Genomic DNA, 9,245 nt, shown 5'->3' with positions numbered 1-9,245 from the left:
GGAGAGGGACGGGAGGCCGCGCCGGACGGGTGCCGGGTCGGTCGGGGCGTGGGTGTGGACGGGCGGCGGGGTGGGGTTGTCCGGGTACTTGGGCTGGAACACAGTCACCTTCTCCTTATCTACTCGTCTAGTCATGTGAGCCGTTTACGACACCCACGCCGGTCCGCGTGCCGGACTCGATGGCGGGGGCCAGGAAGCTGTGCGAGAGCCAGAAGCCGAACAAGGCGATGAGGGCTACGATCCAGGGGCGGACGCCGAGGAACTTGATCGCCCCCCAGGCGAAGAAGCCGAGGACGACGACGAGCGGCAGGCTGACGGTCACGGTGGTCCGGGTCCTTTCAGCGGATGGGGCAGCGGTGGGTGCGGGCGGCCAGTTCGGCGGCGGCGCGGCTGTCGTAGTCGGCGGAGAAGCCGCAGCGCGGGGCGGTGCAGGCGGCGGTGTGCTTCTCGCGGCCCCGGTTGTCGTAGGCGGTACCGACCTGGACGGGACCGATGCGGGTGACGTTGCGGAAGTTCCGGTTGGCGGTCACGGGGTCTCCCTCTCAGATGTGTGTGGCGATGGCTTCGGCCATGGGGGCCGGGACGCCGAGGCGGGCGCGGAGGGTCGGGGTGTCGATGGGGGCACCGGTGCGGGCGTGATGCTCGGCGGCGACCTTGCGGGCGTGTTCGACCAGGGCGGATGGGACCGGTACGGGTGGGGCCTGTGCCGGTGCCTCGATGGCCGGTTGGGCAGGCGGTTCGGGCGTGGTTTCGGGCTCGTCCTCTTGGTCCTCGATGACCCCGGTGCCGGGGTCTGTCTCGGGCGCGGTGTGGGCGAGGAGGGTTCCGCCGAGGAAGGCGACGGCAGGCCAGCCCGCGACGAGGATGCGCAGCCAGGCCGGGACATTGCCGAGGTCAAGAAGGCCGGCGGTGGCGACGTTGGCGCCGAGGGATGCGGCGAGTGCGGTGACAAACCAGCACCAGGCCGCCGCTTTGGTCGTACCGGAGCGCAGGCGGCGCCAGGCGGCGACCAGCAGGAGATCGACGGAGACGGGGTAGGCCCAGGCTTTCCATCCGTCCTGTCCGGCCGCCATGGCGAGGTCGTGGAGGTGGGCGAAGGACAGCGCGGCGGCGATGAGTGCTTGGACGAGTACCGCGTCGACGCGGGCCAGGCGGGCGCGCATGATGCGGCTCCTTCCGGAGTCGGGCGGGGAAGGTCAGTCGGTAACCGGGTGGGGCAGGACGACGGGTGCCGCGGCCTCGACCGGGCGTACGGGCACGTCCGGCCGGAAGGGCTTCAGCGCGGCCAGGTCGGGCACCATGTGCGCCGATGCCTGGCAGATCTCGGCGGCGTCGCCGAGGGAGAGGTACGGCGTGCGGATGCGGGACCAGCCGCCGGAGGTGTCGCCCGCCACGGCCAGGCCGGGGCGTTCGGGGGCGATGGAGCAGGCCGCATGCACCGCTTCGGGTGCGATGTCGCCGAGCGCCATCTTGGCGGAGGCTTCGTCGTTGACGCGGTGGCACACGCGGCCGGTGAGCTGGGCGCGGAGCATGGTGGCGCCCTTGCCGAGTTCGGCACCGAAGCGCTGTCCGCAGACTTCCAGGTAGATGCCGGCAGCGCGGCCGAGCTGGGCGAGCCGGATGAGCTGAGTGACCATCTCGTCCCGGCGTTCCTCGTCCTTCTTGGTGGCCACGAGGAACAGCTCTGCCACCTCGTCCACGAACAGCACGACGGGCACCGGGCGTTCGTCCTCGGGCAGTCCCCAGATGTCGGAGGTGATCTCCTCGTCCGGGGTGTCCGGGGCTATGCCTTGCCGGGCCCTGATGAGGTCGTATCGGCCCTCCATCTCCTTGACCAGCGTGGGCAGCAGCTCGGCCGCCTGGTCCGGGTCCGTGGCGAGCGCCGAAAGCCGGGGTGCGAAGGGAGCCAGTTCGACACCGCGCTTGCAGTCGATGCCGACCAGGGCGACCGGCTGTCGGGCGAGTCCGGCGATCAGGTGGCGCAGGTACATGGACTTGCCGGCCAGGGTGGCGCCGAGGGTGAGTTGGTGCGGGATGGTGCGGTAGTCGCGTATGAACGGCGTCGCGTCCTCTCGCAGCGCGACCGGCACCTTGAGGAAGCCGCCCACGGCCTTTCGCGGCATACGCACCCGCCGTAAGACGTCGTAGCCCACGAGCCTCAGCTCGACGACCCCCGGCTTGACGGTGGTGACGTACGCGGAATGAACGCCCCAGGCGTGCCGCAGCCGTTCGGCGGACGCGGCGATGTCGGCGGGTTCCTGGCCGGGCGCCAGGCGGAGGCGAAGCTTCAACCCGGTCAGGGTGGGGCGGATAATGCCCCGGCGCGGCGGTACGGGCCGCACCTCGCGCTGCGTCATGGCCTTCATGGCGAGGACTCGCAGTCGGGAGGGCGCCACGGTCAGGCCGCACGCTTCCATGACCGAGCCGTACGAGCCGAGCAGCCGGACCGTGGACACCGGGAGGCCGATCGTGGACCAGTACGCCGCCGGGTGCTTGGCCCGGGCGTAGGCGGCCCCGCCGCCGAGTACGGCAACAGGACCACCCACTTCGAGAAGCGTCGTCAGGTCGGACATCAGGCAGCGACCCCGGTGGCGGCCGGGAAGGCGGCCGGGGTGACGGCGGCGGCGCGGTAGGCGATGCCGTGGCGCTGCTGGCCGTTGAAGACGGACTCCCACGGCCGGGCGACGAGGCCGGGCAGCGAGACCGGCGCCCCGAGGGTCAGCCCCTCGGAGATGCCGCCTTCCGGAACGGTGACCTTGATGAGCGACGACTCGCCGTCCTCGATGTAGACGACGCCGATGGTCATCAGCGCCTCGCCGCTGTTGGCGTCCTTGGCGATCTCGCCGGTCTGCCGGTCGCGGACCTTCGGCTCAGGGGCCTCGGTGAGGAGGATCGTCGCGGCCGAGGTCTCCACGCGGATGGTGCGCAAGGCACACTCCTATCTACTCGTCTATACAAGGTGGGTCCTGCGAGTCCCTTGGTCGGGATCGCGGGATTACCTTGCCACACAACTCGACCACTCGTCTATACGAGTTGGCGTGTTGGGGTGTACGAGTTCGGGAGAGCGTCCCCGCGCACCACCGCAAACCATGACGATCAGGTCGCCGGGAGCTGGTACGACAGCACGTACGCGTCCGCCGCCATCACCGTGTCGCAGACCTCGACCGCCCGTCCCTCCGTGTCGAAGGCAGTCCGGACGAGATGGATGACCGGCACGCCGGCCGCCAGCCGAAGCGTCTTCACCTCGGCCGGGGAGGGCATCCGTGCACGGATCTCCTCCTCGAAGTGGTCGAGGTGGTGGCCCAGTTCTTCGAGGCGGGCGTAGATGCCGCCGGGGCCTGGGTTGGGTTCGGCGATGGGGGTCCCGCGGGCGATGTCGAGCGGGAGATAGGAGGTGGCGAATTCGACCGGCTTCCCGTCGAGCAGGTAGCGGCGCCGACGCGCGAGAACCCGCCGGACGGACCCGAGCCGGGTGGAGATGTCGTGGCTGGCCTTCTCCTCCTTGACCTCCAGGCTGTCCACCTGGGGGTGACTGCCGGCCGCGTCGGCTTCCACGATGAACGCGGACTTGCCCTGCTCCCGGTGTCGCCGGGCGAAGCGGTCCGAGGCCAGCCGTCGCACAGGCGGTCGTGGTCGTACGAAGACTCCCCTGCCGTGCTCGGCGTGCACCAGGCCCTCGCCCTGGAGGATGGAGAAGGCGTTGCGGACCGTCATCCGGGACACGCCGAAGTGCTCGACAAGGTCGGCTTCGGAGGGCAGCTTCTCGCCCTCACGGAATCGCCCACGGTCGATTGCCTCGCGCAGCTGGTCGGCGATCTGCCGGAAGACCGCACGATCGCTCGTGGGGTCGAGATCACCGAGCAGGCCCGAAGAGAGAGGGCTCACGAGTACTCCTTTAGGTATCTAGACGAGTGGGCGAGTGGTGTTGCTACGGTGGAGAGCCTAGCCAGCCGAGAGGGCCGAGGAACGTGAGTACAGAACGCCCGCACTCCGTGAGCGTCGCCGGGGTCGTCGTGGACGACCAAGGCCGGGCCCTCCTGATCCAGCGCCAGGACAACGGTCACTGGGAGCCGCCGGGCGGTGTCCTCGAAAAGGAGGAGACCATCCCGGAAGCCCTCCAGCGCGAAGTCCTCGAAGAGACCGGCATCAAGATCGCGCTTCCGGCGACCCTGACCGGCGTCTACAAGAACATGAAGGGCTTGATCGTCTCTCTGGTCTTCCGCTGCGAGACCGCTGACGGCACGCCCACCACCGGTGACGAGACCCGCGCGCTGCGCTGGGCCACTCGTGAAGAGGTCACCGAGCTTGCCGACGAGGCGTACGCGATCCGCGTCCTTGACGCACTCGACGCGGCGTCCCCGCCGGCCGTTCGCGCCCACGACGGCGTGAAACTCGTCTAGCCCGAACCCGCTGCACATGGCGGCCTACCAGCACGAAGGAACTTGTATGCACGAGTATACGAGTACGCCCCGGGTCTGGGGGCTGAGTTGCCCAGGATTCCCGGAAGAAGTGAGCCGAGCCCGCCGCTGGACCCGTGACATCCTGCGCGGATCACCTTTGGCGGATGACGCCGCACTGATCGTGAGCGAGCTGAGCACCAACGCGATCCGCCACACGGCGAGCGGCTTGGACTCCGGCATCTTCCACCTGGCCGTCGCGGTCTCAGCCCAGGTCATCGCGGTCTCGGTCACGGACGACGGCGGTACAGGCACGGCCCCGAAGGTCGAGCACCAGGACCACGACGCGGAACATGGCCGGGGCCTGGACATGGTCAGCCTCATCGCTCACCGGGTGGTCGTCCACAGCAGCGACCAGGGCTACACGGTCACCGCGGAGCTGTACGCGGACCCTCGACTGGGAGGACACTCGTGCTGAAACGAGGCTTCTGGTGTGAGTGCTGGACCGAGGACCTGGCCGAGCAGCAGCGGCCGGCACTCCTGGCATCGTTCGACGCCTACTCGGCACCGCAGGCAGACCGTTGGGTATCCGTCGCCCTCCGGACGATCTCCCCGGCGCTGGACGCGGACGCCTCGGACGAAGCGTGGGAGTGGCTGTACGAGGACCGCATCGAGACCCGACGAGCCCTGTTACGGGCGGAACCGTGCACGGTGTCAGTGACCCACGCCAACACACAGATCACGTGGACGATCCGACCAGTGTTCTTCCTTCCTCTGGCTCACCGCGAAGGCGCCGAACTTCCCGCATGCGCGAACGAGTTCAAGCCCCGCTCGACAGAGTGAGTTACAACTTTCTCTACGGGTTCAAGGCGGCTCGCTCCGCTCCCCGCGCGCGGCCCGGCCCCCGGCCGGGCCTGCGCTCCTGTCTCCGCCCCGCTCCAGCCCGGCCGGCTCCGTGCCGCGCGCATAGCAGCGAGCCGAAGTCCACGAGTCGACTGCCGCAGAGGAGCGGCCAAGGTCAGAGCGATGCCTCCGGCGGGGGATCGGCCGGCACCGGGATGGAGGAGGCGCCGTTCCCGACTGCGGGTCCGTAGGTGGCGTGCGCGGGGTGCTCCCATCCCGTCCGCCATCGACCCAGGCAGAGCCGAGCAGACGCGGCCCCTGGCGTCCAGGTCGTTCGTACAGTGGCGCGCTCCACCTGGACGCCAGGAACCACGCCCGCTCCACGGTGTGTGGGTCGACGGCGGACGGGATGGGAGCTGGGTGGGTGGTGGGTGAAGCAGTGGTCAACGAGTAGCCGGAGTGAAACCGCGCTCGGTCAAGAGACCAATGTCGTAGCCGCCATCTCCACGAACCAGCGTGTCCGACTCCCAATCGAGCTCGACGTCTTCCAGCTTGTTGTTGCGGACCAGGTAGTCGTAATTGCGCAGGGCGGTGATCGTCTCCTCGGTCATGAGGGCAATCGTAGCCAAACCGCCTCGTGTCCTTCCTGAAGTTGCTCAAGCTCATCCAGACCTGTGATCTCCGCCCAACTCGACCGCACAGCAGCGGATTCGCGACGTAGAACGGCTGACGGGATGCACTCCATGACCGAGTACACGTGGCCGGACGATGTGGGTGATCCGGCGCCTGAGGACATACGACGTGCCTGGTCGGCAACGGTGGCCGCGCTTCCAACCCAAACTCAGGCTGCACGACTGGGGAGACCAGCGCGCGCCCCTACCCCTGGAGCCTAACAAGCGCCTTCCCGACCGCGCGGCCCGGCGCGGCCCCTGAGACGCCTTCAGCAGGACTACCAAGCGAGCGGCGCAGTGGGAGAACCGGACGCTGGACCACCGCCCCTGGCCCTAGCACAAGGCCTCGCCCATACAACAGCGGAGAGCCGGGTCATCGTTGCCGCAACTCACCACGGCCCAGCAACGACAGCCACGGGAAAGCGCGACGTAGGCTCGCTCCGAGTTGACCCGCCAGCTAAAGTGCCGACATGACGCTCGGGGCTGCTAGCTCGACGGGAAACGCCGTCGTGACGTTGGACAAGTCGGAGATCCGGCAGCGCGCTAGGCGCTTCGCGGCAGCCTGGGCTGGCACGACTTCCGAACATGCGGACAAACAGCCCTTTTGGGATGCGTTCTTTCAGGTGTTCGGCATCGAGCGCCGACAGGTCGCCATCTACGAGCGGATTGCCCAGCGAGCGTCCACAGGACGCAAAGGCTGGCTCGATCTCCTCGTCCCAGGCGAGATGGGTGTCGAACAGAAATCTGCCGGCAAGTCCCTCGACACGGCCATGGACCAACTGATCGACTACTTGCCGTCACTTCCACAGGCTGAACATCCGTGGCTACTGATCGTTTCTGACTTTAGCCACTTTAAGTGGCACAACTTGGAGAGTGGCGCCTCGGGAACGTTCGCTCTGCAAGACCTGCCTGATCATCTAGAACTATTCTGGTGGCTCGCCGGGTATCAGGTTCCGCATCGTGACTACGGCGATGAAGTGGCCGCCAACCTGACAGCCACTCAGCTCCTCGCTGACGTTTATGACGCTCTAGTCTCGTCTGGATACCCCACGGGTGACAGCCGAGAATGGATAACCCGACTCCTGTTTTGCCTGTTCGCCGACGATGCCGGAGTGTGGGACCGTCGAGCCTTTCAATCCTATCTTGCCCTTCATACGGCTCCCGATGGGCACGATCTCGGCGATGTGATAGGCCGCATTTACAGGGTCTTGAATACTGCGCCGGACGACCGCCCGGGTAACCTCGATGAAGACCTCCGGCAGTTTACCTACATCAACGGCGATCTCTTCGCTCGCGATTTGTGGCCAGTGACCGGCAATGCCGAGGTGCGGCGTGCAATCTTGGAAGCTTGTTCGTTCGACTGGTCAATCATTTCCCCCGCTATCTTTGGCAGCCTCTTCCAGAATGTCATGTCACCAAAAGAACGTCGACAGCTGGGAGCCCATTACACAACAGAGCGTGACATCCTCCGCACAATTCGGCCGCTATTCCTCGACGAACTAGAGGCCGAGCTGGAATCGACCTCCACACTGCCAAAACTGCGCGCGTTTCACAGTAAGCTCGCGAATTTGAAGTTTTTCGACCCGGCATGCGGATGCGGGAACTTTTTGGTCATCTCCTACCGGGAGATCCGCAGACTGGAGACCATTTGTCTCCGCAAGATCGCCGAGAAGGAACGCCGCACTCTTGCGGGACAGAGGGCTGCAGATCTATCCCTCTTGTGTAAGGTCACGGTGGACCACTTCTACGGCATTGAGCTTGAGGAGTTTCCGGCTCGCATCGCGCGGACGGCTCTATACCTCATGGACCACCTGGAGAATCGACGGGTCAGTATCGAGTTCGGTGAGCACTTTATGCGCTTCCCGATCCCTGCAACTGTTAACATCAGCATTGGAAATGCCCTACGCGAGGACTGGCACTCAGTCCTGCCTTCCAGTGAATGCGACTATGTGTTCGGAAATCCGCCGTTCGCAGGACAGAAGACCCGAGCGGCCGACCAGACAGCAGACTTGAAGCATGTCTGGGGAAACTCTTACTCGCGGTGGCTAGATTACGTGACTGGCTGGTACAGGCTGGCAGCGGATTACATCGCTGACACCCACGCCCGGGCCGCGTTTGTCTCGACTAACTCAATCACTCAAGGCGAACAGATCGCGCGAGTATGGCGGTTCATGCTCAACAAGGGCATGAAAATTGATTTTGCTCATCGCACGTTCAAATGGATTTCCGAAGCTCGCGGCAAGGCCATCGTGCATGTGGTAATCGTTGGGTTCTCTTCTAGGGAACGACAGACTCGAACCGTCATCTACGACTATCCCAGGTCCTCCGAGGAGCCGGTCGTTGAGCAGGTCCCGCACATCAACCCTTACTTGCTCGCCGCACCGGACATCCTGGTCGAGGCTGCCAACTCCCCGTTGTCCCCGTCTCTGCCCCCCGTTCAATACGGCAACAAGCCCAGCGACGGCGGTTACCTCATCGTTGAAGAAACAGACAAACCGGCCAACGACGACCCGGCCACCAAGTACCTGCGACCTTATCTAGGGGCCCGGGAGCTGCTCCACGGGGAACAGCGATGGTGCATCTGGATGGAAGCCCCCGATGCGGACACCGTTCGACGGTCGCCGTGGCTTAGGAACCGGCTAGCTGCGGTTCAAAAGTTTAGGCAAGATAGCTCGGCAGCCGACACCCGCAAACAAGCCGCGACGCCTTGGCGCTTTTTCCGTACCCCGCAACCGCAAACTCCCTATATCGCCATCCCGCGTCACGTGTCGCACACTCGTCGCTGGTTCACGGTGGCTTTCGAAGAACCCCAAGTCATCGCGTCGGACGCCCTCTTCACCGCAAGTGACCCTGATGGTCTGCTGTTCGCCGTTCTTTCTTCCGGGATGTTCACTGCCTGGCTGGGATCCGTCGGCGGGCGAATCAAAAGTGATTTCCGTTTCTCAGGTGCGGTTGTCTACAACACCTTTCCACTGCCGGAACTGACCGATCGCCAAAGGGGTGACATCATCGCGGCCGGTAGGGAAGTAATCGCAGCGCGCGAGAGCCACCTAGACGTGCCTCTCGCGGACCTCTACGATCCTTTGTCCACACCACCCAACATTCAGACCGCCCACCAAACCCTCGATCGCGTGATGGACCGCATCTTCGCGCCCCGAAGCCGCCCATCCTCCGTCACCGACCGCATGAACATTCTGTTTCCAGCCTACGAGGCCTTGGTCGGGCACCTCGTGAAAGCCGAGCCGATTGGTCGGCGCCGGCGAGCCGCGCGAACCTGAAAAGACGCTCGTCAACTCCACTCGCGGCATCGGCAGGGCATGGACCGTCTGTGGAC

General features: G+C 65.8%; 11 protein-coding genes. 4 read left to right on the top strand and 7 right to left on the bottom strand.

Annotation, left to right across the window (positions count from 1 at the left end; genetic code table 11):
* Nucleotides 1-127 precede the first annotated feature (127 nt).
* The 6 genes from FRZ03_RS29040 to FRZ03_RS29015 form a co-directional block, all read right to left on the bottom strand.
* Nucleotides 128-322, bottom strand: a complete 195-nt coding sequence (locus FRZ03_RS29040; protein WP_146468068.1) for a hypothetical protein — start codon at nucleotides 320-322, stop codon at nucleotides 128-130.
* Between the two features lie 16 nt (nucleotides 323-338).
* The gene (locus FRZ03_RS29035) at nucleotides 339-530 is read right to left on the bottom strand and encodes a mobile element transfer protein (RefSeq protein ID WP_089514224.1); all 192 of its coding nucleotides are present in this window, start codon (nucleotides 528-530) and stop codon (nucleotides 339-341) included.
* 12 nt (nucleotides 531-542) lie between these two features.
* The gene (locus FRZ03_RS29030; RefSeq protein ID WP_146468067.1) at nucleotides 543-1,163 is read right to left on the bottom strand and encodes a DUF2637 domain-containing protein; all 621 of its coding nucleotides are present in this window, start codon (nucleotides 1,161-1,163) and stop codon (nucleotides 543-545) included.
* Between the two features lie 33 nt (nucleotides 1,164-1,196).
* Nucleotides 1,197-2,573, bottom strand: coding sequence for an FtsK/SpoIIIE domain-containing protein (locus FRZ03_RS29025; protein WP_146468066.1), 1,377 nt, complete (start codon nucleotides 2,571-2,573; stop codon nucleotides 1,197-1,199).
* A complete protein-coding gene (locus tag FRZ03_RS29020) occupies nucleotides 2,573-2,929 on the bottom strand; it encodes an SCO3933 family regulatory protein (RefSeq protein WP_014673667.1) in 357 nt (118 codons plus the stop codon). The genes FRZ03_RS29025 and FRZ03_RS29020 overlap by 1 nt, the downstream gene beginning before the upstream one ends.
* 167 nt (nucleotides 2,930-3,096) lie before the next feature.
* Nucleotides 3,097-3,885, bottom strand: coding sequence for a GntR family transcriptional regulator (locus FRZ03_RS29015; protein WP_146468065.1), 789 nt, complete (start codon nucleotides 3,883-3,885; stop codon nucleotides 3,097-3,099).
* Nucleotides 3,886-3,992: 107 nt separating this feature from the next.
* On the opposite strand from FRZ03_RS29015, the gene FRZ03_RS29010 reads away from it, so the two are divergent.
* Genes FRZ03_RS29010 through FRZ03_RS29000 form a run of 3 tightly spaced genes read left to right on the top strand, consistent with a single transcriptional unit; the run spans nucleotide 3,993 to nucleotide 5,240 of the window.
* Nucleotides 3,993-4,400, top strand: a complete 408-nt coding sequence (locus FRZ03_RS29010; protein ID WP_146468078.1) for an NUDIX hydrolase — start codon at nucleotides 3,993-3,995, stop codon at nucleotides 4,398-4,400.
* 46 nt (nucleotides 4,401-4,446) lie between these two features.
* Nucleotides 4,447-4,875: an ATP-binding protein gene (locus FRZ03_RS29005; protein WP_146468064.1), complete on the top strand. Its 429-nt coding sequence runs from the start codon at nucleotides 4,447-4,449 to the stop codon at nucleotides 4,873-4,875.
* A complete protein-coding gene (locus FRZ03_RS29000) occupies nucleotides 4,869-5,240 on the top strand; it encodes a hypothetical protein (protein WP_146468063.1) in 372 nt (123 codons plus the stop codon). The genes FRZ03_RS29005 and FRZ03_RS29000 overlap by 7 nt, the downstream gene beginning before the upstream one ends.
* A gap of 443 nt (nucleotides 5,241-5,683) precedes the next feature.
* Here FRZ03_RS29000 and FRZ03_RS39475 read toward each other — a convergent pair whose 3' ends face one another.
* Complete coding sequence (locus FRZ03_RS39475; protein ID WP_186785677.1) at nucleotides 5,684-5,851, bottom strand: hypothetical protein; 168 nt, start codon at nucleotides 5,849-5,851, stop codon at nucleotides 5,684-5,686.
* 530 nt (nucleotides 5,852-6,381) lie between these two features.
* Here FRZ03_RS39475 and FRZ03_RS28995 point away from each other — a divergent pair.
* The gene (locus FRZ03_RS28995; protein ID WP_146468062.1) at nucleotides 6,382-9,189 is read left to right on the top strand and encodes a DNA methyltransferase; all 2,808 of its coding nucleotides are present in this window, start codon (nucleotides 6,382-6,384) and stop codon (nucleotides 9,187-9,189) included.
* Nucleotides 9,190-9,245: the final 56 nt, after the last annotated feature.

The organism is Streptomyces misionensis (assembly GCF_007896895.1).
Taxonomy (GTDB): Bacteria; Actinomycetota; Actinomycetes; order Streptomycetales; family Streptomycetaceae; genus Streptomyces; species Streptomyces misionensis_A.
Note: the sequence above shows the minus strand (reverse complement) of the source record. Positions and strands in the feature narration are given on the sequence as shown.

Excerpts from the sequence above, each read along its gene's own strand:
- FRZ03_RS29030 (WP_146468067.1), bottom strand. The coding sequence starts at position 1,163 with ATGCGCGCCCGCCTGGCCCGCGTCGACGCGGTACTCGTCCAAGCACTC.
- FRZ03_RS29025 (WP_146468066.1), bottom strand. The coding sequence starts at position 2,573 with ATGTCCGACCTGACGACGCTTCTCGAAGTGGGTGGTCCTGTTGCCGTA.
- FRZ03_RS29005 (WP_146468064.1), top strand. The coding sequence starts at position 4,447 with ATGCACGAGTATACGAGTACGCCCCGGGTCTGGGGGCTGAGTTGCCCA.
- FRZ03_RS39475 (WP_186785677.1), bottom strand. The coding sequence starts at position 5,851 with ATGACCGAGGAGACGATCACCGCCCTGCGCAATTACGACTACCTGGTC.
- FRZ03_RS28995 (WP_146468062.1), top strand. The coding sequence starts at position 6,382 with ATGACGCTCGGGGCTGCTAGCTCGACGGGAAACGCCGTCGTGACGTTG.